Origin of the sequence: Caulobacter sp. LjRoot300 (assembly GCF_964253875.1) — a bacterium.
Lineage (GTDB): Bacteria > Pseudomonadota > Alphaproteobacteria > Caulobacterales > Caulobacteraceae > Caulobacter.
In genome coordinates this window covers 176,385-199,654 of sequence record NZ_CAXUSA020000005.1, presented here as the reverse complement: position 1 = coordinate 199,654, position 23,270 = coordinate 176,385, and the positions used below count along the sequence as shown (strand labels likewise).

The following is a 23,270-nucleotide window of genomic DNA, read 5'->3' as shown; positions in this document are numbered from 1 at the left end:
CAGGCACATGTGCCTGTCCCCGATCGTGTCCCCCGATCGCGTCCGCCGCCGCCTTACTTCGCCCCGCCCCGGGCCAGCACGTCCGCCAGCACCGCCTTGTAGGCCGCGTCGAACGAGGCGCGGTCGCTGTCGGGCTTGGCGGGGTAGACCGTCCGCAGGTCGGCGATGCGTCGGGCGGTGGCGGCCTGCCAGGTCGGATCCATCTTCAGCAGGCGGCCGAGGATCGCCTGGTCGTCGCGGCCGGGGGCCGGCTCATAGGCCAGCAGCGCCTTCACCTGCCACAGGAACTGGCGCAGCGTGTCGGGGCTGGCCCCGCCGTCGGTGCGCCGGCCCGTCCATTTCACCGCCTCGACGATCTGCTTGCGGAACCGCGGGTCGTCCCAGGTCGACAGGGTGTGACCCAGGTTGGTGAAGAACAATCGGCCCTGGCCGATCCGCCGTGCCCAGGCGATTGGCACGGCGTAGGGCCGCTTCAGGGCCGTGCCGGCGAAGTCCATCGTCTGCAGGACCCGCACCTTGGCCGGGTCGAAGTCGCTGTGCTGGTAGATCTCTTCGGCATAGTCGAAATTGACCGGCCACATGCCGACCAGGGCCAGGTCGGGGTCCAGGGTCTCGACGCGGATCGGCGTGCCCTGGGTCCAGGGATGGCCGGCGAACTTGCCGTTGATGAAGCCGGTATAGGTCTGGCCGGGACCGTCATAGGGCCAGCCGGTGTCGGTGGCGCTGTGCACCCCGACGAAGCCCAGCTTGCCGGCCGCCACCCGCTGCTGGACCGCGGCCCAGGCCTGCGGCGACAGGGGCAGGGCGCCGGTGGTGTAGAACACCAGCACGTCGATGGTCGCCAGCCGCTCCGGGGTGATCTCGCGGGCGTCCTGGGTCACCTCGGCGGTGAAGGCCCCGCTCTCCTGGCCGATGGCCTTCATCGCCGTCTCGGACGGGGCTAGGCCGCCGCCGTCGGGACGGGCGACCGGGGCGTGCTTCCAGCCGACCGACTGGTCCAGATAGAGCACCCGCAGCGGCGCCGGCTTGGCCAGGGCGGGGAGGGCGAACAAGGCCGCGAACGCCACCAGGGGGACGACCAGCAGGGGGGCGAGGCGGCGACGCAGAGAGGGGAGCATGAGAGATCAGGCCTTGGTCTTGGGTTTCAGCAGGTCCCAGCGGTTGCCGTAGAGGTCTTCGAACACGGCCACGCTGCCATAGACCTCGTGGCGGGGCGCCTCGAGGAAGTTCACGCCCGCCGCGCTAAGCCGGGCATGGTCGGTCTCGAAGGCGTCGGTGTGCAGGAACAGCCAGACCCGGCCGCCGCCCTGGCCGCCGACCAGGGCCTTCTGTTGGTCGTCGGCGGCCTTGGCCAGCAGGAAGCGCGTGCCGGCCGGACCCGGCGCGACCACGACCCAGCGCTTGCCGCCGCCCAGGTCGCTGTCCTCGACGACGGAAAACCCCATCTTGCCGACATAGAAGGCCAGGGCCTCGTCGTAGTCGCGCACGAGCAGGGACAGGAGGGCGAGGTGCTGGGCCATGGAGACTCACTCGGTGATGTCCCTGCTTAGCACGGCGGCGCGGCCCGTCAGGCGTAGGCGATCCATCGGCCCAGTCCGGCGACCACCAGCCACAGGGCCAGCGATCCGGCGGCCATGACGCGCCCGCCCAGCGGCGGATCGACGTCCCATCGCGCCAGCCGTCGCCGCCAGAGCAGATGGTAGGCCCCGGCGTTGGCCAGGGCCAGGACGATCAGGACGACCTTCCAGCGAAACGCCGTCGAGACCACCAGGCTGGAGGCGTCGGCCGCGAACATCACCAGGCCGGCGGGGACCAGCAGCGCCAGGCCGGCGATCGCCAGCGGCGGCAGGCATCGCCACAGCGCCTCGACCGGCAGCCGGCGAAACGCGCCCGCCAGGCGCAGGTCCAGCACGCCGATCCCGCCGATCAGCATCACCAGGCCCAGCAGGTGGACCAGGTTGGCCACGGGATAGGCCAGGTTAGATCCGCGCGCCCAGGTCCCCAGCGGCGAGGCTTCCAGCCCGGCGGCCAGCGCCTCCACCTAGCGCAGCTCGACCGTCTTGCCGTCGACGGTGATCCGCTCGATGCGCATCTCGGTCACGCCGTCCTTGCGCGGATAGCCCACCAGCGTGACTGGCTTGCCGCCCGAGATCATCGCCTGGGTCAGGCCGCGGGCCTCCATGCGGGCGACCGGCGCCAGGACGACGGCCCAGGTCTTGCCGGCGTGCTTGATCTTCGCCTCGCCATGCGGGTTGCGCCAGGCGACGTCGGTCAGGGGGCCGGTGACCGTCAGGGTCTTTTCAGCGTCGTAGGAACTCCAGCCGTGGTGGGCCAGGGCCGCGCCGGGGATCAGGACCGCCAGGGCGAGCGCGCCCGCCAGGCTCTTGTGCAGCGTCATCGGAATGGCTCCTTCCTGCAGTTGGCGCCCACCCCGTCGGCGATTTGAGACCAAGATCATGATGGGTTCAATCTTCCCCTTCGATTGGGGCATATTGGCCTGGGGCATGCCGACCATGGCAAAGACGACGAACCTGGAGGACGCCACCGTGTTTCTGCGCTCGACCCTCGCCCCGGCCTTCGCTCTGACCCTGATGACGGCCGGGACGGCCCTGGCCCAGGCCCCCGAGACCAAGATCACCCCCGTCGAGGCCGCCGACCTGCCGCCGGCCGTGGTCGCCGTCGTCACCGCCGCCGCGCCGGGCCTGAAGATCAAGGCCGCCGAGTTGAAGGTCCGCGAGGACCGCCGCTATTACGACGTCGAGGGGGCCCTGCCGGACGGCGGCGAGATTGAGTTCGACCTGCTGGAAGCTGGCGGCAAGTGGAAGATCGTCGAGACCCAGCGCGACATCGCCTGGACCGCCACGCCCCAGGCGGTGCGTGACGCCGCCGTCAAGGCCGCTCCCAAGGTCGCGCCTGTCCGGGTGATCGAGAGCACCCAGGCCGACGGCCAGGTGATCTACGAGCTGTTCGCCGCGGGCCAGCCCAAGACCCCGGCCCTGGAGGTCAGCTGGAAGGGCGGCAAGGCCAAGGTGCTGACGGAGACGTGGCCGCATTAGGGGGGGCGACGTTCCAAGACTCTTCCCCCTTGCGGGCGGGGCTATCGCATATGGATTTGCTCTCAAAAAGACCTGTCATCCCGGGCAAGCTTGGCGAAGCCGAGCGCCGAGCCGGGACCGTCGCAAGCGCTGAGTTCACGCCCCGGTCCCGGATCTTCGCGCTACGCGCTCGTCCGGGATGACAACCGCTTTTGGCCACATGCAATAGCCCTGTCCACGGGGGGAGGATCTGGATCGCGGACGGGGACAGGCGCATGCGCCTGTCCCCAGCCACGGCTCTTCGACCTCGGCCCTTCGCGGGCGAGGAGGATGGGGAGGCGCGGAGCGGTCCGGGCCTGGCCCGGGTGACCGTGGGTTTAGAGTTTGCGTTTCGGCTAGACCTGACCGCTCCGCGAAACCGTTTGTCTCGAGGGACGCAGACTGAGGGCTTGTTTCATCCCGGTCGGCGTTCCCCCTCGGACGGGCAGGATCAGGTCGCCCGGAAGGGGCCGTCGGCGACTCCGACTGATCCTCGAACAGGCCGGTTTGAACTCCCGGCCCCGTCAACCCGCCTGTCCCGCCATCGCCCCCGCCGGGCCTTGGAGCCTTCTGAGCCCCGCCGCCCGCCGCGGTCCGATCGCCAGGCCCAGGCGGCCCCGCTCGGTTCCATCCCCATCGCCCGCTTGGGCCGGTACCAAGAGCCCTCCCCCGCGATAGGGACAGCCCTGATTGTGCGGGAGGTTCGAGGACTGGCGCGTTCGTGACGCTGATTATTTTTCAGGGCGTTGAAAAAGCTGGGGTTCTTCGTGCCGCCAGCGGGGATTGAGCGCCGTCTATCCCCCTGAACCCCTCTCTCTTTGAGAGAGGGATGGGCCCGCCGCGAAGCGGTGGGAGGGTGAGAGGTTTCACCGCTGGCCGGCGTGCCGGCAGGGCGTCGGTGTGACTTGTGAGGGTGTAACCCCTCTCCCTCCCACGCCTGCGGCGCGGGCCCCTCCCTCTCCCTCTGGGAGAGGGTTCAAGGCGGCCCCTTCTATTCCGACCAGATGAACCGTGCGCCGTCGCTGTTGTCCGGCATGGGGCCGGGGCTGTCGGCCCGGATGTCCCCGGTCTTCGGATCGAGGCGCAGGAAGCGGTTGGTGGCCAAGGACATCAGCACCAGTTCGCCCGTCGGCGTTTCAATCCATTGGAAGGTCTGCGCCGGGCCCGACGGGCCGGCCACAAGCGTCACCGCGCCATCCTTGCCGACCGTGACATAGCGGCCGCCCGACCGCAGCGCCACGCGGCCCAGGCGGCGGTCGACGACCTCGAACCGCGTCGGGGCGCCCGAAGCCAGGCCTCCACCGCCGGCCGCCAGTCCGGTCGTCGCGTGGAACGATGTCAGCTGGACCGAGCGGCCATAGGGAATGGGCCGCATCAGGCCGTGGGTATGGGGCTGATGGACGTCGATACTGTCGAAATCAGCGAAACCGCCTTCGGCGCCGGTCGTGTTGTAGTTGAACAATCCGTAGCGAACGCCCTGGAAGGTGAAGGTCTGGTAGAACAGCTCGACCGCGTCGCCGATCGGGGTGAAGGTCACGCCGTCGAACGAATAGCTGAAGCGCGCCCGCTCGGTGAGAAAGTTGCAGTCGGCCCGCAGCCAGACGCGCGTCCCGGCCATCTTCACCCGTACCGTCTTGTCGGGGTGCTGGTCGTAAAGGACGACGTCGAGCCCGTCGGCGCGTTTTTCGACGCCCAGGGTCGCATAGGGCAGGTTGAGCAGCCCCAGGCCGGCCGTGTCGCCCGGCTTCAGGTTCGACGCGTCGAGCAGGACGGTCGGCGTCGACATCGGCCCGATCGCCCGCTGGGTCAGGGTGTTGCGCGCGTCGTAGAACGTGGTCGCCGGCAGGGCGTGAAGCCGCAGGAAACCCGGCCGTTCCGACAGCGACCACTTGCCGTCGACAGGGACATGGTTCCACTGCCAGAGAGGCTGGAGCTTCGGCGCCGAGAAATCGTCGCTGCGCCGGAAGGGGACGCGCACCGGCTGCGGCGTGGCGGTCTTCGGCTTGACCCAGGTCCGCGGCGTGCGCGTCAGGTTGCCCGGCAGGCCGAAATAGGGCCAGCCGTCCTTCCAGGTGATCGGAGACAGGCCGAGCAGGCGACCGACGGAATTGAAATCCATCATCGAAAAGCCCCACCATTCACCCGCCGGCGTCTGGACAACGCCCCCCTGGTGCAGCGCCAGGTCATGTTTGGCGGCGGGGCTAGGCCCCCAGAACGTGAACGGCGGCTTGGGCGAGCCCGTGCGCTTGCTCGACGCCATGCCGAAGTCCTCGTGCAGGCTGATCGCCTGATTGACCTCGTAGGGGCCCAGCACGTGATCCGCCCGCGCCGCCGGCATCCGGAAGCCGCCGGCATAATTGGCGCTGATGATGTAGTACTTGCCGTCGATCTTGTAGAAGTGCGCGCCTTCGCCCATCCCGGCGTCCTTGGCGAACAGGACGCGTTCGGTGCCCGGAACGATGTCGGTCAGGTCGTCCGTCAGCTGGGCCAGATGCATCGCCTGGTGATCCCAGACGACATAGGCCTTGCCGTCGTCGTCGAACAGGACCGACAGGTCGTGAAAGCTGCGCTTCATCGAGGTGCGCGTCCACGGCCCTTTCGGATCGGCAGCCGTGAACATCTGGGTCGTCTGGTGGTTGACGTTCGAGAAGATGTAGAACTTGCCGTCATGGTAGCGGAAGGACGGCGCCCAAATACCCTGACCATAGACGTTCTGACCGTCCTCCAGCCGGTAGGCGGGACCGAGGTCAAGCTTGTCCAGGGCGTAGGCGACGAATTCCCAGTTGACCAGGTCTTTCGAGCGCAGGATCGGCAGGCCCGGCATGGTGTGCATGGTGGTGCCGGTCAGGTAGAACCAGTCGCCGACGCGGATCAGGTCCGGATCCGAGAATTCGTCATAAAACAAGGGATTGGTGAAGGTGCCGTCGCCGTTGTCCGGCGTCCAGGTCGCGGTGGACAGGCCCTTCGACGCGCTGGCCGCGCCTCGATCCAGCGCGGATGCCGGCGTCGCGCCGAGATTCAGCGTCAAGACCGCGCACGCCGCCAGGCCGGACAGAATAACTCCGGGTAATTTCGACCCATGCGGCATGACGCTTCCCCTCTTTTGCGCTTTGCTACCGCATCCGAGGTGGCGTTCACAAGAACTTTTGTCAGACAAATAATCCCTCTCTCTTTGAGAGAGGGAGGGGCCCGCCGCGAAGCGGTGGGAGGGTGAGAGGTTTCACCGCTGGCCGGAAAATCCCGATTCCTTCCGTTGCGTGGTCTTCGCGGTGCTTCCAGGCTGTCGCCATGGATACGACCACCAACGCCCGCCGCCTTCGCCAGAACCAGACCCTGGCCGAGAAGGCGTTCTGGAAGCTGGTGCGCAACCGTCGGCTGGGCGGCTTCAAGTTTCTGCGACAGGTCTCGATCGACCGCTATTTCGCCGACTTCGTCTGCGAGGCGGGCAAGCTGATCGTCGAACTGGACGGCGCCGCTCACCAGGAACGGGAGGATTACGACGCCCGCCGCACGCAGGTGCTGGAACTGTTTGGCTATATGGTCCTGAGGTTCCCCAACGGGCGGGTCCTGGCCGATCCGGGCGGGGTCGCCGACGACATCCTGGCCGTGCTTCGACCCGAGAGGCTGTAACCTCTCACCCTCCCACCGCCTGCGGCGGCGGGCCCCTCCCTCTCTCAAAGAGAGAGGGAAAACCGGGCGTTCAGCGCGCGGTTGAACGCCGGAGCCGCCCGGTTCGTCAGCCGCCGAACAGCTTCAGCAGGTAGCTGGGGGCGGAATTGGCGATGCTCAGCGACTTGATCGCCAGCTGCTGCTTGATCTGCAGGGCCTGCAGCTTGGTGGCCTCCTTGGCCATGTCGGCGTCGACCAGTCGGCCGACCGAGGCGTCCAGGGTGTCCTGCAGCTTGTCGATGAAGCTCATGTGGGTTTCGAGGGCGTAGGACCGCGTGCCCAGGCTCGACAGGGCCGAGGTGACCTTCTCGATCGCCCCGCTCATCGCCTTGATCCCGGCGGCGCTGATCGGCGCGCCCAGCAGGTCGGCGCGCATCCCCGACAGGGCCGCGCCGGTGGTCGACAGGTCCACATGGTCGACGTCGATGGTGTCGCTGGCGTCGGCGTTGGCCAGGGCCCGCACCTGGCCCGTCGAGCCCGAGGAGATCAGGTTGATTCCGTTGAAGTCGGCATTGCCCACGGTACGGTCGATCTGCCGCTTCAGCGACAGGTAGTCGTCGTTCAGGGCCTTGCGGCTGGCGGTGTTGAGGCTGGTGTCCGAGGCCGCCAGCATCTTCTCCTTCATCTGGGTGAGGAGATCGGTCACCGTCTCGCCGGCCGCCAGGGCGACGTCGGTGATCGACTGGCCGCGCTGCAGCGAGGCGCGCACGGCGTCCAGGGCGTGGGACTCGGCGCGCTGGTTCTGGGCGATGGCCCAGACGGCGGGATTGTCCTTGGGGCTGGAGATCGCCAGGCCGGTGGCGATGTGGCGCAGGGTGTCGGACAGGTCGCGGTTGATCGCGTTCAGCGACTGCAGGGCGATCATCGCCCCGACATTGGTGTTGATGCTGTTGAACGACATCGACGGACCGTTTCCAGGATCGGCCGCGAAGCCGAAGGCGCGTTTTGCGCCTGACGGTCAACCTAGGCGAGAAGGCTTAGCCGTTCGTTAGCGGCCGAGGTTAAGGGCGGTGGGACGCGAGGTCCCCTCCCTGTGGGGAGGGGTGTCGGCGCAGCCGACGGGGAGGGGAGTGACGGGCGCTCCGAAAACTCCTCCCACCGGTCGCTGCGCGACCGCCTCCCGGGGGAGGGTCTGGTTGGCCTGGGCTTCGCGACCGGCGGCGGGTTCGAATTCCGGGCTTTCGATGTCGGACACGGCGGTCTCCTTCGCGGACCTGCGGGTTGGAGACGGCGAAACCGGTCAGGCGCGGAGATGTTCCAAGCCAAACCGGGGGTTGCCGAAGCGGCGGCCATCGGTCACTTTCCCGGCCTTCTTTGAAAGGCCCTGTCATGCCGCGCGACGCGGCCGCGCCGACTCCCCGCTCGGGGGGACCGGGCGGCGTCATTGTCTCCGACCTGATCGAACTGCTCCGCCTGGCGGGGCCGGTGGTGCTGTCGCGCCTGGGCATCATGGTCATGGGCCTGACCGACGCCATCGTCGTCGGCCACTTCTCGGCGACGCAGCTGGGTTTCCACGCCATGGCCTGGGCGCCGACCTCGGTGTTCGTGACCATGACGGTCGGCCTGCTGGTCGGGGTGCAGGTGATGGCCTCGCGGGCCACGGGGGCGGGCAAGCCGCACGAGACCGGCGCGGTGCTGCGGCGCGGCGTGGTCTACGCCCTGTGGCTGGGCGTCGCCGGCGCGGCCTTGCTGGCGATCGCCGGGCCGCCGCTGATGCACCATGCCGGCCTCGACACGGCCCTGGCCAACGGGGCCACGGCGCCGCTGGTCGTCTTTTCCCTGTCGCTGCCGCTGTTCGCCCTGAGCGTGACGCTGAGCTTCTGGCTCGAGGGCCTGGGGCGGCCGGGCCTGGTGACCGTGGCCATGTGGATCGCCAACCTGATCAACCTGGCCGTCAACCTGCTGCTGGTGCCGGGGACGTTCGGCCTGCCGGCCCTAGGCGCGGTGGGCGCGGCCTGGTCGACCTTCGTGGCGCGGGCGGCCTTCGCGGCGATGCTGGCGGTGGTCATCGTGCGCCTGAAGGACGCCAGGGCCATGGGCGTGTTCGACCGGCCGGCGCCCGACCTGGCCGCCGCGCGCGAGCAGCGCCGGATCGGCTATGGGGCGGGCGGCTCCAACCTGTTCGAGTCCGGGGCCTTCGCCGGCATGAGCCTGGTGGCCGGCTGGCTGGGCGGCTATTCGGTGGCCGCCTGGGCGGTGGTGCTCAATGTCGTGGCGGTGATCTTCATGGTCCCGCTGGGCCTGTCGACCGCCACGGCGGTGCAGGTGGGCCGGGCCTACGGCGCGCGCGACTCCAAGGGCATGAGCCGGGCCGGCTGGGTCGCGTTCGCGGTGACCGCGGCCTTCTCGCTGCTGGTCTCGGTGCTGCTCTATCCCCTGCGTCACCTGGTGGCGGGGGCCTACACCACCGATCCGGCCGCCTTGACCCTGATCGCGCCGGCCCTGGCGCTGAGCTGTCTGTTCCTGATCCCCGACGCCGTCCAGGTGGTCTGCGCCCAGGCCCTGCGGGCGCGGGGCGAGGTGTGGATCCCGACCACCACCCACATGATCAGCTACGCCCTGGTCATGGGCCCCCTGGCCTGGTGGCTGGCCCTGCCGATGAAGCTGGGGGTCAACGGCATCGTCTGGTCGGTGATCATCACCAGCTTCCTGGCCGCCGGCCTGCTGCTGGGGCGGTATCGGATGCTGGATCTGAAGTTGCGGTAGCGACAGCGCGGCTGGGGACAGGCGCGGCTGGGGACAGGCACATGTGCCTGTCCCCGTCGGAGGGCGCGGCTTAGATCGCCGCCCCCAGGATCCAGCCTTCTTCGGTCTGCGCGTCCACCACCAGGTCGGCCGGCGCGTCCTTGCTCGGCCCGAACAGGGCGGCCAGCTTGCCGGCCTCGTCGAGCTTGGCGAAGTGCTCGGCCAGGGCCCGCACCTGGGCGGCGTCCTTGATCTCGCCGGGGGCCGGGGTGGCCTTGACCAGCGAGGGGTAGACCTCGGCGATCACCACCTGCACGCCGTCCAGGTCGGCCTCGGTCAGGGCCTTGAAGCCGGTTTCGAACGGCCAGACCCGGGCGGCGTCGCCGCGGGCGTCCTTCAGCCGGCGGGCGGCCGGGATGCCGACGATCGCCTGGCCGCCGACCGAGCCGTTGTAATAGAGCTTCCAGATCGAGGCCGCGCCTTTCGCCGCCAGGTCCGCATGGCGGAACTCCGGCAGGTCGTCGGGCCCGTGCTCGCGGGTGCGCTTGGGCTGCAGGGTGGTCAGGGCGTCCTTGGGCGGGCAGCCCCAGAACGGGAACGGCCCGCCGGTCAGCCGACGGTTCAGCTCCGAACCGACGCCGAAGCGATTGTTGGTGTTGTCGGCCTTGTCCTTGACCATCTTGGCCAGCTGGTCCCAGACCGCGCGCCAGGGATGGTCGCCCTTCAGCGCCAGGGCCGCCGAGACGCCACGCGGGAAGCCCAGCGGAAAGTCGAAGCCGACCAGGGCCCGCTCGCCCCGCTTCTTCAGGTCGTCGAGGATCGTCGCCAGCTTGGCCTCGGCCTCCTGGCGGGTGGGCGGGTTGAAGCTTTCGAAGGTCAGGCGGAAGCGCACGTCGCGCTTCATCACGCCGATCCACACGGAATCCGCCCCCGTGGTCGGCTTGGCCGCCGCGCTCCAGTCGACGATCACATAGGCGCTGAAGAGGCGCGACACGGCGGACGCTCCGTTTGGATTGAACGAAGCGCGCTTCTACTCCGGTCGGGCGAAGGCGACCACCCTTAAGGCGGGAAAGGCGCTATCGGACGCTGGACCGATACGGCCCTAGGCGGCGTTCCGTTCCGCCGCCGGCTCGGCGACCAGCACCGGGGCCGGTTGGCGGCTGAACCAGCGGGCGGGCGGCTCGCAGGCCGGGCCCAGGGCGGCGCGGACGATGGCCGGCGGGCGGCGCTCCTCCGGGGTCATGAACAGGCCGTTGGACTTGACGCCCAGGCCGGCCAGCTTGTGGGCGCCCAGCATGGTCAGCGGCACGGCCAGGATCAGGCCGGCCAGGATCGGCAGGGTGGCGGTCAGCAGGTCGGGCGTGAACCAGAAGGCCACGGCCAGCACCACGCCGGTGACGCTGATCCAGCCCATGGCCGCGAAGGCCTCCTTGCCGGTGACCTTGTCGGCGTCGCGGCGCTGGGTCGCCCAGCCGCCGACCTTGCCGGCCAGGATCTCGACCAGGGCGCGGGTCTGCGTGAACATCAGCATCGGAGCGACCAGGGCCGAGAGCAGCATCTCCACGCCCAGGCCGGCCAGGATCCTGCGGCGGCCGCCGAAGCCCTTGATCTCGTTCTTGCGCGAGAACACCAGGATCGAGCCCAGGATCTTGGGGCCGAACAGCAGGACGAAGGTGATGATCATCGCCCAGGCGGTGGCCTGGATCTCGCGCCAGTCGATCAGGGCGTGGGCCGCGGCCTGCAGATCGGCCATGGTGAAGGCGGCCTTCTTCAGCTCGGGCATCAGCATGCGCGAGATGATCCCCGACGACAGGGCCACGAACCACAGGGGCGAGAGCACGTAGCTGAGCACGCCGATCACCAGGTGCAGGCGGCTCATCCAGTGCAGGCCGGGCAGGCCGACCAGCGGGATGTGCTGCACGTTGCCCCGGCACCAGCGGCGGTCGCGGGTGGCGAAGTCCAGCAGGTTGGAGGGGCTCTCCTCGTAGGAGCCGCCCAGATAGGGGGCCAGGTGCACGCCCCAGCCGCCGCGGCGCAGCAGGGCGCTTTCAAGGGCGTCGTGGCTCATCACCTCGCCGCCGAACGGCTTGGGGCCGTCCAGGCTGGGCAGGCCGCAGGTCTCGGCGAAGGCGCGGGTGCGGACGATGGCGTTGTGGCCCCAGAAGCTGCTCTCCGAACCCGACCACCAGGCCAAGCCCGTCCACGCAACTCTACCGTAAAGGCGGGTGGCGAACTGCAGGGTGCGGGCGAAGATCGTCTGGCCGTTGATGATCATCGGCATGGTCTGGATCAGGCCGACGCGCGGATGGCGCTCCATGGCGTCGGCCAGGCGGACCATGGCCTCGCCGGTCATCAGGCTGTCGGCGTCCAGCACCAGCATGTGCTCGTAGTCGCCGCCCCAGCGGGCGACCCAGTCGGCGATGTTGCCGGCCTTGCGGCCCGTGTTCTGGGTGCGCTTGCGATAGAAGACGTGGCTGTTGGCCTCGCGGCGGAAGCGGGCGAAGCAGGCCTGCTCGGCCAGGGCCACGGCGGCGTCGCGGGTGTCGCTGAGGATGAAGATGTCGAAGGCGCGGCTGGCGCCGGTCTCGTGCAGCGAGGCGTCCATGGCGCGCAGGCGGGCGAACACCTCGGCGGCGTCCTCGTTGTGCACCGGCATCAGGATCGCCGTGCGGGCCTTGGGCCGCGGCATGGGCGAGGCGGCGGAGTCGTCGATGCCCAGCGGGTCGCGGGGCTTGCCCAGCAGCACCACGAAGCCGACCACGGCGGTGCAGAACCACAGGGCCAGGGCCAGGAACAGCGGGACCAGCAGGGTCAGGACCACGGCTTCCAGGCGGGTGACGCCGCCCAGGGCGATGGTGTCGTAGGTGGCGCGCCAGCCGGCGAAAGCCATGATCGCGGTGGCGACGAACACGCCCCAGCGACGCAGGACCAGATTGTCGCGAGCCGTAGCCACCGGCTTGGCCTGGCCCTGCCAGAAGGCCAGCGGCTGGACCGGCATGGCCAGGGGCGCGTCGGCGGGGATTTCGACCCGATCGCTGGTGGAGACCGCCATGTCGTAGGCGACGCTCCGCGAGGAGGTCAGGTCGAAGAAAGCGCCGCGTTCGCTCATCAGGTCCATCGTCTCGGCTGTCCGGTTCGGACAGGTCCGAGGGCCGGGCCTCTCCGAAGGGGGCTCGAGAGGCGCAAGGCCGGCCTTCACGGGACGCGCCGGGGTCGCTAGGGATCGTCTCCGCTAGGATCGGCGCGCTCGGTTCGGACGGTCTGGCCTGTCTCGATAGCCGACGTGGAGAGCCGTCGGCAGGGCTTAGAGTAAAACTTCGATCACAAAATCGCTACCACAATCGCCGGGCTTTTCGCACTTGCGGCAAAAAACCTTGTATGAGTGACGTGTTCGGATTGATCCGCTGAATCTCTAAAACTGATAAACCCATGAAAATCAAAGCAATATCGGCCGGCCTCCTGATGGTGGCGCTTGCTTCCTGCGGTCCGGGCAAGCCGGCGAAAACCGCGTCGGAAGGCCCGGCGACGGTTGCGGCGGTGCTTCCGGCGGGCCCGGAATACGATTCGACGGGCGTTATCGCCGGGCTCGAGGGCCAGGCGGTAACGCTCGATCACGAGGGCGCGAGCGGGGCGAAACTGGCGGCGGGGCGCACCGTCTTCCAGGCCTATGGCGACATCCTGGCCGAGGCGCCGCTGACGCCCGGGGCGCGGATAGCCTTCAAGTTTCACAAGGTCGGCGACGCCTGGGAACTGACCGAATTGAAGGCGCGCTAGGGCGTTTCCCCGGCCCAGCCATGGAACGGCGGTCGGAGGCGGCCGTTGATCGGGTCCAACTTCAAGGACATCACCATGGCTGACGACACCGCGCCGCAAGGCTCGCGCCCCGGGGTGCTGGGCGACTTCTCCCAGGCCCAGGACCTAGGCCAGCCCGGCCATCCCGAGGATCGCGTCTCCGAGACCGAGGTCAAGGAGGCCTTCCAGACCCCCGACACCCCGACCAGCCGCAAGGTCGAGCCGCTGCCGGAGGGCGAGAAGCCCGACCACCTGGCCGAGCATGTCGACCAGGCCGAGGACCGCCAGGAGGCCCTGATCGACCAGAGCCTGGAGGAAAGCTTCCCGGCCAGCGATCCGCCCAGCGCCAAGCACATCACCTGAGGCGGAACGGAACGCGGCCTCCAGGCCGAACTTGGATCCGCCCTAGGCCCGTTCCGCCCGGTCGAGCTTGTCCTCCAGCCGGCGCAGGGCCGCCTTCAGCTCCTCCTGCTCGGTGTGGCTGAATTCGTTCTGGTCCTTGACGCAGCGCGAGCAGATGTTGCCGATCAGCAGCGGCAGGATGAACAGCAGGGTCACGTGCATCAGCACCACGGCGACGATGCGGCCGCCGGTCGTGGCGGGGTATATGTCGCCGTAGCCGACGGTGGTGGCGGTGACGCAGGCCCACCAGAGCGCGTCGACGAACGGCTTGTGCTCGAAGGCGGCGTAGGCTCCGGCCCCGGCCACGAGCAGCACGGCGTAGAGCGCCAGAAGTTCCTTGATGCTGTCGACGTATTTGAGCATGGACCCCTCCCGAAAGAGGCCGACCTTAGCCAAGCCTCCCGGAACCGGTCCAGCGCCAACTCAATCCCTGGTCGTTTGCCTGGGTCTGATCGAACTTCGGCTCGGGGCGAAAACCTCGTCCTTCGACAAGTTCAGGATGAGGTTTTCGACTGCTGAGCCTGTAAATGGTCCTCATCCTGAGCTTGTCGAAGGACGAGGGCCACGCACGGTCTTGAGTATCGATCCGCCTAGTGTTCGGCGGGCGGGGTCTGCTCGCCCGTCGTCGGCGCGGCCGGGTGCGTCTTCATGCGGGCCATGCCGGCTCTGAGCTCCTCCAGCGAGACCTTGCCGTCGCCGTCCGTGTCGGCCTGGGTGAAGCGCTTTTCCTTGCGGCCGGCGGCGATCCACTCGTCCTTGTCGATGGAGCCGTCGGCGTTCTTGTCCCAGGCCTTGAAGACCTTTTCGGGCGACGGCATCCGGGCCTGAGCCGAGCCGGCGGCAGCGAAGGCGGCCAGCGTGGCCAGGGCGAGGGCGGTGATCTTGCGGCGCATGGGGTGTCCTTGGCGGTGCGTCCCTGTGGCGATCATTAGGGCCGGATGTTGCGGCTGTATTGCGGCGTTGGGCGCCATTGAGGCAGCCTGCCAGGCCCTTGATGGGCAGGTCAGTTGGCAATGGCCTCGTTGATGAGGCCGACCTTGCGCCAGCCCGCGCCGCGCAGCCGTTCAAGCACCGCCATGTAGGTATCGTAGCTTATGGTCTCCGACGCGCGGATCATCACCTGCTGCTGGTTCTTGTCCCGCGCCGTGGAGACGGCGCCGACATCGCTGGCCAGGGCGTCCAGGCTCGAAGGCCGGCCGTTGACCTGGATCGCGCCGTTGGCGTCGATGAAAATCTCAACCGCCTTGGGCTCGACGGGTTTGGACGGTCGGGCCGGCGGCAGGTCGACCTTGATCGACACCGTCGTCAACGGAAGGAACAGGCCCCAGACCACCAGCGCCAGGGCGATCGACGCCAGCGCCAGGCCCAGGATGCGCTTCCAGCTCACGGCCTAGTGCTTCCCGCGGTCGCGGCCGAAGTTCGGCTCGGCGCTTTCCTGGCCGGCGGCGACGATGCCGCGGCGGATGGCGCGGGTGCGGGTGAAGTGGGCGTGCAGGGTGTCGGCGTCGCCCCAGCGGATGGCCCGGCTCATGGCCTGCAGGTCCTCGGTGAACCGGCCCAGCATCTCCAGCACCGCGTCCTTGTTGGCCACGAAGATGTCGCGCCACATGGTCGGGTCGCTGGCGGCGATGCGGGTGAAGTCGCGGAAGCCCGAGGCCGAGAACTTGATCACCTCGCTCTCGGTGACGTTCTCCAGGTCGGCGGCGCTGCCGACGATGGTGTAGGCGATCAGGTGGGGCAGGTGGCTGACCACGGCCAGCACCAGGTCGTGGTGCTTGTCGTCCATCAGCTCGACCTGGGCGCCGAACGCCCGCCAGAAGGCGCTGAGCCGGGCGACGGCCGCGGCGTAGGCCTCGTCGTCGCTCTCGGCCGGGGTCAGGATGGTCCAGCGGTTCTCGAACAGCTCGGCGAAGCCGGCGTCGGGGCCAGACTGCTCGGTGCCGGCGATCGGGTGGCCGGGGATGACGAAGACCTTCGACAGATCGAGCGCCTTGAACGCCTCGACGACATTGGCCTTGGTCGAGCCGACGTCGGTCAGGGTGGCGCCCGGCTTCAGGTGCGGGGCCAGGGAGGCGGCGACCTCGGCCGTCGACAGCACCGGCGTGGCGATGACCACCAGGTCGGCGTCCCGAACGGCCTCGCCGATGTCGCCGGTCACGTGGTCGGCGATGCCCAGCTCGACCACCCGGGCGCGGTGGGCCTCACTGGCGTCGACGACGGTGACCTGGCCGACCACGCCGTGCTCGCGGGCCGCGCGGATGATCGAGCCGCCGATCAGGCCGCAGCCGATCACGGTCATCTTGGGGTACAGGATACCGGGATGGCTCATCGCGACACAAACTCGCGCAGCAGGTCGACCACGGCCCGGTTGTGCTCTTCCAGCCCCACGGTGACGCGGATGGCGTTAGGCAGGTTGTAGTTGCCCACGGCGCGGACCAGGTAGCCCTTCGAGGCCAGGAACGCCTCGGCCTCAAGCGCGGTCTTGCCGGGCGCGGCCGGGAAGTTGATCAGCACGAAATTGGCCGCCGAGGGGGTGACCTCCAGGCCCAGGCCGCCGATCTGCTGGGTCAGCCAGGCGCGCCACTGCTCGACCAGGGCGACAGAGCGCTGCTGGAAGTCCAGGTCGGCCAGGGCGGCGATGGCCGCGTCCTGGGCCGGGATCGAGGTGTTGAACGGCGGGCGGATGCGCTCCAGCGGTTCGATGATCCCGGCCGGGCCATAGCCCCAGCCCACGCGCAGGGCGGCCAGGCCGTGCAGCTTGGAGAAGGTGCGGGTGACGATGACGTTCTCGGCCGTCCGGGCCAGGTCCAGCCCGTCCTCGAAGCGCGGGTCGGTGCAGAACTCGGCATAGGCCCCGTCCAGCACCAGCACCACCGAGGGCGGCAGGGCGGCGTGCAGGGCGCGGATCTCCTCGCCCGTGAGCCAGGTGCCGGTCGGATTGGCGGGGTTGGCGATGAACACCAGGCGGGTGCGCTCGTCCACGCACTTGACGATCTCGTCGACGGCGACGCGCTGGCCCGGCTCCTTGGCGAAGCGCACCTCGCCCTGGCAGGCGCGGGCCCCGATGGCGTAGGCGGCGAAGCCGTGCTCGCCCTGCACGATGTTGTCGCCGGGCTCGAGATAGACCTGGTTCAGCAGGGCGAAGATTTCGTCCGAGCCGTCGCCCAGGGTGATGCGCTCGACCTCGAGGCGGTAGTGGGCGGCGATGGCGGCGCGCAGGGCCGAGCCCTTGCCGTCCGGGTACATGTGCATCCGGTCGACGGCGTCGCGATAGGCGGCCTTGGCCTTGTCGCTGCTGCCCAGGATGTTCTCGTTGCTCGACAGCTTCACCGGATGGGCGACGCCCTCGATCTTCGACTTGCCGCCCACATAGGCGGCGATGTCGAGGATGCCCGGCTTGGGCGTGGGGCGCGGCGCGGCGAAGCGGTCGGTGGTCGGAACGGTCATCGAGGGAACTCGGGAGCGAAGAGGCGGTCTTCTTACACGTCGAACTGGGTGGGCGCAGCCCCGATGACGCCCGTAAGGGAACCCGGCGCGCGGGCCAGGCGCGCGTCGTCGGCCTGGTAGAAGCCCAGCAGGGCGAACAGCTTCAGCCCGCCGGCCTCGGCGACCAGCTCGGCGGCCACGCCGTCGGCGGACAGGGCTTCGATAATGGCGGCGGCGGCCTTGGGGCTGTCGGTGACCCAGAAGGTCTGGTCGCCGCCGGTCGGCTCGACCTCGACCTCGGCGACGGCGAAGGCGACCTGCGGGCCCCAGCGCTCCAGGCAGGGCAGGGCGGCGAAGATCTTCAGCCGCGGCTCGGCCAGCAGCCGGCCCCACCAGGCGTTGTCGGGGACCAGGCCCAGCACGCCGACGCCCCACGGGGTCTTGGCGGCGGCCAGGGCCTCCTTGTCGGTGGCGGCCACGGTCATCGGCGGGGCGACGCCGAACCGCAGGCGGGTCAGTTCGACGGCCCGGGCGGGATTGGAGCCGCCCCAGACGGTCAGGTGATAGGGACCCTGGCGGGCCAGGCTGTCGGCCATCAGCTCGCGCCAGACGCGGATGACCAGGGCGTCGCTGGCGGCCTTGCGGGGGGCCTCGACCAGCTTGCGGACGATCAGGGCCTCGCGGCCGGGACGCAGGCCGAAGCCGGTGTCGCCGGCCGCCTGCTTGGCCGCCGCCACCGCGCGCGCCAGGCCCGCCCGCTCGTCCAGCAGGGCCAGCAGCTCACCGTCGATGGCGTCGATACGCCATCGGACCTCGTCCAGCGAAGGCGTCGCATCGCCCGCGTCGCTACCCATGATTTATCCCCGAAATTGGAGGCCGGACCATAGACTTTGCCGCCGGGGGCGCAATAGGGCGCGATGGTGGGAATAAAGTTGCGCTTGAAGAACATTGGTCGGCGCCCGACGGACAGGCGGGCGGGGCTTGGATCAGGCGCTCGTGCTATTTCTTATCGCGTATCGCGTCGAGATACGTTTTGATTGAATTCTGTGTCGCTTCGAGATACGTTCTCCGGCGAGGGCGGACGACGTGAATGGCGATCCAGAGCTTCAAGGACCAGCGGGCCAGGGCGATCTTTGACGGTATCAATCCCGGCAAGGGCTTTCCTTCCGACCTGCTGCGCCCGGCGAAGCGAAAACTGGAGATGCTGCAGGCGGCGACCGTTCTCGAGGATCTCCGCGTTCCGCCGGGCAACCGGCTGGAGGCCCTTTCGGGTGATCGGACGGGACAGCATTCGATCCGCGTGAACGACCAGTTCCGGCTGGTGTTCAGGTGGACGGCGGCCGGTCCGGCCGACGTGGAGTTCGTGGACTATCACTAGGCTTCGCCGGCCTAGCCAAACCGAGAGGAGATCGCGATGAGCGCCAGCATCGCCGCCTCCGCAGATCCGCTCGCCCCGGTCCACCCGGGCGAGATCCTGCTGGAGGAATTCATCAGGCCGTTCGGCCTTTCGCCGGGCAAGACGGCGAGGCGTCTGCACATCGCGCGGCCGCGTATCGAGAAGTTGGTGCGGGGCCAGACGCCGGTGACGGTCGATACGGCCCTGCGCCTCGAGAAGCTGTTCGGCGCGACCGCCCAGTTCTGGCTGAACCTGCAGACCCGCTACGATCTGGAGACGGCCAAGCGGGCGCTCGCGGACGACATCGCCTCGATCGAGCCGATCGAGGCCGCGGCCTGAAGCCGAGGGCTCAGTAAACCCGCGGCGCCGGCCCGGTGTCGAACAGGCCCAGGCGCGTGCGGCCGTTGTCGAACTTCAGCGTGGCTGACAGGGTCGGGTCGCGGCCCAGGGCCTGGGCGACCGCGGCGGCGGCGGCTTCCGGGCTCTTCAGCGCCTGGCCGGGCGTGGGGACCTCGCGGACCGTGACGTCCAGCGCGCCCCGCAGGCGGCCGTCGTCGTCGACGGTCAGGGCTCCGGACTTGGCGTCCAGCAGCGCCTCGCCGGCGGTCAGCCTGCCTTGCTGGACGGTCAGGGTCCCGCCGGCGTCGGACCAGTCGCCCACCGCGTCGGCCCAGCTGGCTCCGTGCAGGGCGCTGATCTTGCTGATCTTGGAATCCCAGACCAGGTCGGCGGTGCGGTCGGCGGCGACGCGGCCCAGCAGGCCGGTGAAGCGGGCCTTGGCCCCCTTGGCCTCGAAGAAGATCGCGCCCTGGTCGTCGGGTCCGGGCCGCAAGTGCAGCTGCAGGCCCGCCGCCGACAGCAGCGGGAACGGCGCGGCGCCGGCCACGGGCGTGAAGACCAGGTTCGCGCCCTCCACCGAGATGCGCGGCGGATATTGCTTGAAGCCGGCGAAGCTGGCGCGCAGGGCCTGGCCGGTGATCTGCACGTCGCCGTTGATCGGCCGGGTCATGATCACCCCCCGGGGCGCGACGATCACCCAGTGGCCGATGTCGTAGGCGTTGGCCTCGCCGTTCAGCTCCGGCGCGCGCAGGGCCCAGCCTGAGGGCTCGGCGACCCGGGCGTTGACCAGCCGCACGTCCATGCGGAACGGATAGCCGCTGAAGGCGCGGGCCTCCCACGACAGGTCATAGCCGCGCGACTTCAGCGACAGGGCCGTGGCGTCCATCCGCTGCTCGGCCTGACCGCGCAGCCACAGCCAGCCGATGCTCCAGCCGATGGCGACGATCGCCAGAATGACGAAAGGCGCCAGCAGACCGCGACGCCGGGGCTTGCGGGACGGAGCGGCGGCGTTATGGGTCATGAAAGGGCGGCTCCGGTCGGGAACAGTGATGAGCGTTGTGGACGAGCGGGCGGACGGCGAAGACCGCTGGGTGTTCGGATATGGATCGCTGATGTGGCGGCCCGGGTTCCCGTTCATAGAGCGAAGAACCGCGGTGCTCCATGGGCGCCGGCGCGCCTTCTGCATCTATTCGGTCCACCACCGGGGCACCTACGAGCGGCCGGGCCTGGTGCTGGGCCTGGCCCCGGGCGGGGCGGTGCGTGGCGTCGCCTACCGGGTGGCGGCCGCGCAATGGCCCGAGGTCTACGCCTATCTGCGCGAGCGCGAGCAGCCGACCGAAACCTATTTCGAGGCCTGGTCCGAGCTGAAGATCGATGGGAACGGCAAGGTTAGGTCCTTGGTGTTCCTCTCCGACAGGAAACACGGCCAATGGGCGGGGGCGCTGACCCTGGAGCAGCAGGCCGAACTGATCGCCGGCGCCCAGGGCCTGTCGGGCCGCAACATCGACTATCTGCGCGACCTGGTCATGCACCTGCGAGAGGACGGCGTGCGCGACCACGCCATGGAGACGCTGCTGAAGATGGTTGAGGCGCGGGAAGGGGCCTAGCGGATCGTTCCTCGACGGATCTTTTTAAACACCGTCATCCCGGGCCTCGTTGTTCAGACCGGGGACGCCCGGTTCAACTTCTTGGGCCGAATTCCTCGTCCTTCGACAGGCTCAGGATGAGGAATTCTACCGAGCCGCCCGACCAGTAGACCTCATCCTGAGCCTGTCGAAGGACGAGGGCGGCGCACCGGCGTTAAACGCCTAACTGTCCACAGAGCCTGGTGAGGTCGTTGCAAGTGTGCCGGATCGGTGCATCAGCCAGAAACCGAACTTCCGGCCCATGATGCAGCGCCCTCAGTACCCCTGGTTCCCCCAGAGAGGATGCGCACGCGTGCGCTAGTCGTTCAGATCCGAAAAGAGCGCGTCAACGTTCGCGACCTTGGTCACTTCGCCTCGCTCGGCGGCCTTCATAGCGGCGCGAGTGGTCGCGTTCGGGGTTCGCACGTCGAAAGGCAACGCCTTTTCCGCAGCGACCCGGACAAGCATCAAGCGGATGGCGTCAGAGACGGTCAGGCCCATGGCGGCGAGCGCGGCGGTCGCATCCCGCTTGACGTCAGGCTCGATCCGCGCCCGCACTGTTTCAACCGAAGCCATGTCGAATTCCTATGTGAGCCCGAAGGCTGTGGCCACAATGTAGCTACAAAATTTTCAAGGTCAAATTTTGACGCCGCCCGCGCCGCCCGCTGCCGAAGGCGCCGCGACCGATCGGGGGATCGTGTGATGTTGGAACTTAGCTACACCGGGATCTTCAAGCGCGACTACAAGCGCGAGAAGGCCGGGCGGCACGCCAACGACCTCGACGATCTCTTGAAGCCGATCTTGGACCTGTTGGTAGGCGAAGCGGCCTTGCCTGTCGTCAATAAGGACCACCCGCTCAAGGGCGCGTGGAAGGGTCATCGTGACTGTCACATAAAGCCGGACTTGGTGCTGATCTATCGCAAGACCAGCACCGCTATTGAGCTTGTCCGCCTGGGCTCGCACAGCGAGTTGTTCGGCTAGGCGCAAAGGGATGCGCCTACTCTCCCGCCGCCCGCATCGCCTCCAGCCGCCGATACACTGTGTCCAGCCGGCGCTCGCAGATCGCCCGCAGCGCCGGTGTCGCCGCCTGCCGCTTGTCCTGCCCATCGGGCGTGAAGGCCTGCTCGGGGGCCTTGGCGTCGCGGATCGCGGCGGCGCGCATGGCGCTCGCCTCCACGTCCGAGGGCGTCACCCCGAAGTGCGGCAGGATCTCCGTGAACAGCGCCTCGGGCAGCTGGCGATAGTTCACCAGTCGGCCGCCGCCGATCGGATAGTGCCGCACGGCGGCTTCGCACACCGCCGCCAGCACCCGCGCGCAGTAGTCGTCGTTGGGCACGCCGTCCGCCAGGTCGACGCCGAAGGTCGCCGGCGGGACCAGGCTGGGCACCATCTGCACGCCGCGCCGCCGGGTCTGCGAGACCATCACCTCGATCGGCTCGCGATAGAGGAACACCCAGGGCGTGTCCGGAAAGGCGCGCCGGAACAGCGGCAGGTCGCGGCTGTGCCAGCAGTCCAGCTTGAGGAACAGCCGGCTTTCGCCGTTCCGCGCCTGGCCCAGGGCGGCGACCATGGCCCGCAGCAGGGCGACCTTGGCGCCGTCGTCCAGGTCGCCCCGCCGGGTGACGGCGTTGAGCGGCGCGGCCTCGGACAACACCACGTTGGCGGGTGAGGCGGCCAGCATCTGGGCCGTCAGGGTCGAGCCGCAGCGCGACATGTGGAAAATCAGGCCGGCGGGCCGAAGGGCAGGCAGGGCGGCGGTCCAGGCCTCCAGATCGCTCAGGGCGGTGCGGACGCCGAACAGCCGATTGAACGGCAGGAAGCGCCGGCGGACCAGCGAGTCATCGTAGAAAGCCTCGACCAGCCGCCGCCGGCCGAAGCGCAGCCAGGTGATCGCGGCGCGACCGTCCACCTCCGTCACCTCGGCCGGCAGCCAGCCGGGCCCCGGTGTGAACCCGTCGATCAGGGGCGGCTGGAAGGTCGTGTAGAGCAGGCTCCGCACCGTCTCGGCGTCGATGGCGGCGCCCCGCGCCCGCGCCGCCTCGGCCGTGCGCTCGGCGAACACCGCGAAGTTCTCGACCTCGCCCAGCGCGTCCTGCAGGACGACGTCGCGCAGGACCAGTGCCCGCAGCGCCGTCAGAGGATCCGCAACGGACATCCTGGTCTCCAGTCTGGCTGGCATCGCGTCTCCAGTCGGGACTTGTGAGGCCGCTCGCGGCCCGATAGCGTCACTGGATGGCGTTCCCGGACAGATTGCAACTGCCGCTGAGCTTCGACCCGGCCCGGCTGGCCCGCGACCTCGACGCCCTGGCGGCCACGTCCTGGACCGCCCACTACGTCCAGCAGAACTACGAGGGCGACTGGAGCGTCATCCCGCTGCGCTGCGCGGCGGGCGAGACCCATCCGATCCGGATGATCTATTCGGATCCGACCGTCACCCAGTTCGTCGACACGCCGATACTGGCGGCCTGTTCCGCCTTCCGGGAGGTCATCGCCGCCTTCGCCTGCGAAGTGCGCGGCGTGCGCCTGATGCGGCTAGGCGCCGGCTCGGTGATCAAGGAGCACGCGGACCTGGACCTGGACATCGAGTCCGGCGCGGCCCGCATCCACGTGCCGGTGGTCACCAACCCCGATGTCGAGTTCCGGCTCAACGGCTCGCGCGTCGAGATGGCGGCGGGCCAGGCCTGGTACCTGCGCCTCAGCGACCCGCACGCGGTGGCCAACCGCGGGACCACCGACCGCGTGCACCTGGTGCTGGACCTGGTGGCGGACGACTGGCTGCGGGGGGTGTTCGAGACCGAGCTTGTTGAAAGTTAGGTCTCGAATTCGGCTTCGATCCCCAACGGTTGTCATCCCGGAAAGCGC

General features: G+C 69.0%; 27 protein-coding genes and 1 pseudogene. 11 read left to right on the top strand and 17 right to left on the bottom strand.

The genetic code is table 11. From position 1 onward, the window contains the following. Positions 1-53: 53 nt before the first annotated feature. Genes ACSQ2G_RS18160 through ACSQ2G_RS18145 form a run of 4 tightly spaced genes read right to left on the bottom strand, consistent with a single transcriptional unit; the run spans position 54 to position 2,398 of the window. The gene (locus tag ACSQ2G_RS18160) at positions 54-1,118 is read right to left on the bottom strand and encodes a ThuA domain-containing protein (RefSeq protein ID WP_436033253.1); all 1,065 of its coding nucleotides are present in this window, start codon (positions 1,116-1,118) and stop codon (positions 54-56) included. 6 nt (positions 1,119-1,124) lie between these two features. After that, positions 1,125-1,520 (bottom strand): VOC family protein, encoded by a 396-nt coding sequence (locus tag ACSQ2G_RS18155; RefSeq protein ID WP_436033251.1) that lies wholly within the window; start codon positions 1,518-1,520, stop codon positions 1,125-1,127. A 47-nt stretch (positions 1,521-1,567) separates the two neighbouring features. Continuing rightward, entirely contained in the window at positions 1,568-2,041 is a 474-nt protein-coding gene (locus ACSQ2G_RS18150) for a hypothetical protein (protein WP_436033249.1), read from the bottom strand. Beyond that, positions 2,042-2,398: a DUF6152 family protein gene (locus ACSQ2G_RS18145; RefSeq protein ID WP_436033247.1), complete on the bottom strand. Its 357-nt coding sequence runs from the start codon at positions 2,396-2,398 to the stop codon at positions 2,042-2,044. A 115-nt stretch (positions 2,399-2,513) separates the two neighbouring features. On the opposite strand from ACSQ2G_RS18145, the gene ACSQ2G_RS18140 reads away from it, so the two are divergent. Beyond that, positions 2,514-3,056, top strand: coding sequence for a hypothetical protein (locus ACSQ2G_RS18140; RefSeq protein ID WP_436033246.1), 543 nt, complete (start codon positions 2,514-2,516; stop codon positions 3,054-3,056). Positions 3,057-4,065: 1,009 nt separating this feature from the next. Here ACSQ2G_RS18140 and ACSQ2G_RS18135 read toward each other — a convergent pair. Next, complete coding sequence (locus ACSQ2G_RS18135) at positions 4,066-6,102, bottom strand: family 43 glycosylhydrolase (RefSeq protein WP_436033244.1); 2,037 nt, start codon at positions 6,100-6,102, stop codon at positions 4,066-4,068. A 260-nt stretch (positions 6,103-6,362) separates the two neighbouring features. Between ACSQ2G_RS18135 and ACSQ2G_RS18130 the strand changes: the two genes are divergently transcribed. Further along, a complete protein-coding gene (locus ACSQ2G_RS18130) occupies positions 6,363-6,704 on the top strand; it encodes an endonuclease domain-containing protein (RefSeq protein WP_436029489.1) in 342 nt (113 codons plus the stop codon). A 106-nt stretch (positions 6,705-6,810) separates the two neighbouring features. Here the strand turns inward: ACSQ2G_RS18130 and ACSQ2G_RS18125 are convergent, their stop codons facing one another. Continuing rightward, positions 6,811-7,644, bottom strand: a complete 834-nt coding sequence (locus ACSQ2G_RS18125) for a flagellin (protein ID WP_436033242.1) — start codon at positions 7,642-7,644, stop codon at positions 6,811-6,813. A gap of 428 nt (positions 7,645-8,072) precedes the next feature. Here ACSQ2G_RS18125 and ACSQ2G_RS18120 point away from each other — a divergent pair, with 428 nt between their 5' ends. Continuing rightward, positions 8,073-9,449: an MATE family efflux transporter gene (locus ACSQ2G_RS18120; protein WP_436033240.1), complete on the top strand. Its 1,377-nt coding sequence runs from the start codon at positions 8,073-8,075 to the stop codon at positions 9,447-9,449. Between the two features lie 70 nt (positions 9,450-9,519). On the opposite strand, the gene ACSQ2G_RS18115 is transcribed toward ACSQ2G_RS18120, so the two are convergent. Together ACSQ2G_RS18115 and mdoH are read right to left on the bottom strand one after the other, a co-directional pair. After that, positions 9,520-10,422, bottom strand: coding sequence for a cobalamin biosynthesis protein CbiG (locus tag ACSQ2G_RS18115; protein ID WP_436033238.1), 903 nt, complete (start codon positions 10,420-10,422; stop codon positions 9,520-9,522). A gap of 108 nt (positions 10,423-10,530) precedes the next feature. Beyond that, entirely contained in the window at positions 10,531-12,537 is a 2,007-nt protein-coding gene (mdoH, locus tag ACSQ2G_RS18110; protein ID WP_436033236.1) for a glucans biosynthesis glucosyltransferase MdoH, read from the bottom strand. Between the two features lie 320 nt (positions 12,538-12,857). Here mdoH and ACSQ2G_RS18105 point away from each other — a divergent pair, with 320 nt between their 5' ends. Then, positions 12,858-13,202: a copper-binding protein gene (locus tag ACSQ2G_RS18105; protein WP_436033234.1), complete on the top strand. Its 345-nt coding sequence runs from the start codon at positions 12,858-12,860 to the stop codon at positions 13,200-13,202. A 75-nt stretch (positions 13,203-13,277) separates the two neighbouring features. Continuing rightward, complete coding sequence (locus ACSQ2G_RS18100; RefSeq protein WP_436033232.1) at positions 13,278-13,583, top strand: hypothetical protein; 306 nt, start codon at positions 13,278-13,280, stop codon at positions 13,581-13,583. 42 nt (positions 13,584-13,625) lie between these two features. On the opposite strand, the gene ACSQ2G_RS18095 is transcribed toward ACSQ2G_RS18100, so the two are convergent. From ACSQ2G_RS18095 to ACSQ2G_RS18070, 6 genes are all read right to left on the bottom strand, one after another. Continuing rightward, positions 13,626-13,985 (bottom strand): potassium channel family protein, encoded by a 360-nt coding sequence (locus ACSQ2G_RS18095; protein ID WP_436033230.1) that lies wholly within the window; start codon positions 13,983-13,985, stop codon positions 13,626-13,628. 227 nt (positions 13,986-14,212) lie between these two features. Further along, complete coding sequence (locus tag ACSQ2G_RS18090) at positions 14,213-14,515, bottom strand: EF-hand domain-containing protein (protein WP_436033229.1); 303 nt, start codon at positions 14,513-14,515, stop codon at positions 14,213-14,215. Positions 14,516-14,625: 110 nt separating this feature from the next. Beyond that, positions 14,626-15,009: an ExbD/TolR family protein gene (locus ACSQ2G_RS18085; protein ID WP_436033228.1), complete on the bottom strand. Its 384-nt coding sequence runs from the start codon at positions 15,007-15,009 to the stop codon at positions 14,626-14,628. Positions 15,010-15,012: 3 nt separating this feature from the next. After that, positions 15,013-15,951, bottom strand: coding sequence for a prephenate/arogenate dehydrogenase family protein (locus ACSQ2G_RS18080; protein ID WP_436033226.1), 939 nt, complete (start codon positions 15,949-15,951; stop codon positions 15,013-15,015). Further along, positions 15,948-17,069 carry a histidinol-phosphate transaminase gene (hisC, locus tag ACSQ2G_RS18075; RefSeq protein WP_436033224.1) on the bottom strand — a complete coding sequence of 374 codons (1,122 nt, stop codon included), beginning with the start codon at positions 17,067-17,069 and terminating at the stop codon, positions 15,948-15,950. Before hisC ends, ACSQ2G_RS18080 begins: the two co-directional genes overlap by 4 nt. Positions 17,070-17,101: 32 nt before the next feature. Next, positions 17,102-17,902 carry a chorismate mutase gene (locus tag ACSQ2G_RS18070; RefSeq protein WP_310082670.1) on the bottom strand — a complete coding sequence of 267 codons (801 nt, stop codon included), beginning with the start codon at positions 17,900-17,902 and terminating at the stop codon, positions 17,102-17,104. Positions 17,903-18,138: 236 nt separating this feature from the next. On the opposite strand from ACSQ2G_RS18070, the gene ACSQ2G_RS18065 reads away from it, so the two are divergent. Continuing rightward, positions 18,139-18,426 carry a type II toxin-antitoxin system RelE/ParE family toxin gene (locus tag ACSQ2G_RS18065; protein ID WP_436033222.1) on the top strand — a complete coding sequence of 96 codons (288 nt, stop codon included), beginning with the start codon at positions 18,139-18,141 and terminating at the stop codon, positions 18,424-18,426. 36 nt (positions 18,427-18,462) lie between these two features. Continuing rightward, positions 18,463-18,783 carry a HigA family addiction module antitoxin gene (locus tag ACSQ2G_RS18060; protein ID WP_436033220.1) on the top strand — a complete coding sequence of 107 codons (321 nt, stop codon included), beginning with the start codon at positions 18,463-18,465 and terminating at the stop codon, positions 18,781-18,783. Between the two features lie 10 nt (positions 18,784-18,793). Here the strand turns inward: ACSQ2G_RS18060 and ACSQ2G_RS18055 are convergent, their stop codons facing one another. Then, complete coding sequence (locus tag ACSQ2G_RS18055; protein WP_436033218.1) at positions 18,794-19,804, bottom strand: DUF2125 domain-containing protein; 1,011 nt, start codon at positions 19,802-19,804, stop codon at positions 18,794-18,796. A gap of 28 nt (positions 19,805-19,832) precedes the next feature. Between ACSQ2G_RS18055 and ACSQ2G_RS18050 the strand changes: the two genes are divergently transcribed. Continuing rightward, positions 19,833-20,390 (top strand): gamma-glutamylcyclotransferase, encoded by a 558-nt coding sequence (locus ACSQ2G_RS18050; RefSeq protein WP_436033216.1) that lies wholly within the window; start codon positions 19,833-19,835, stop codon positions 20,388-20,390. A gap of 49 nt (positions 20,391-20,439) precedes the next feature. Further along, positions 20,440-20,573, top strand: a pseudogene (locus ACSQ2G_RS18045) (hypothetical protein); the annotation flags it as partial. A gap of 153 nt (positions 20,574-20,726) precedes the next feature. Here the strand turns inward: ACSQ2G_RS18045 and ACSQ2G_RS18040 are convergent. Continuing rightward, complete coding sequence (locus ACSQ2G_RS18040) at positions 20,727-20,984, bottom strand: type II toxin-antitoxin system RelB/DinJ family antitoxin (protein WP_436033214.1); 258 nt, start codon at positions 20,982-20,984, stop codon at positions 20,727-20,729. Positions 20,985-21,110: 126 nt separating this feature from the next. On the opposite strand from ACSQ2G_RS18040, the gene ACSQ2G_RS18035 reads away from it, so the two are divergent. After that, positions 21,111-21,389, top strand: a complete 279-nt coding sequence (locus tag ACSQ2G_RS18035) for a type II toxin-antitoxin system YafQ family toxin (protein WP_436033212.1) — start codon at positions 21,111-21,113, stop codon at positions 21,387-21,389. Positions 21,390-21,405: 16 nt separating this feature from the next. Here the strand turns inward: ACSQ2G_RS18035 and ACSQ2G_RS18030 are convergent, their stop codons facing one another. Then, positions 21,406-22,563, bottom strand: coding sequence for an aspartyl beta-hydroxylase (locus tag ACSQ2G_RS18030; protein ID WP_436033210.1), 1,158 nt, complete (start codon positions 22,561-22,563; stop codon positions 21,406-21,408). A gap of 77 nt (positions 22,564-22,640) precedes the next feature. Here ACSQ2G_RS18030 and ACSQ2G_RS18025 point away from each other — a divergent pair, with 77 nt between their 5' ends. After that, complete coding sequence (locus tag ACSQ2G_RS18025; protein ID WP_436033208.1) at positions 22,641-23,222, top strand: aspartyl/asparaginyl beta-hydroxylase domain-containing protein; 582 nt, start codon at positions 22,641-22,643, stop codon at positions 23,220-23,222. The last annotated feature ends 48 nt before the right edge of the window (positions 23,223-23,270 follow it).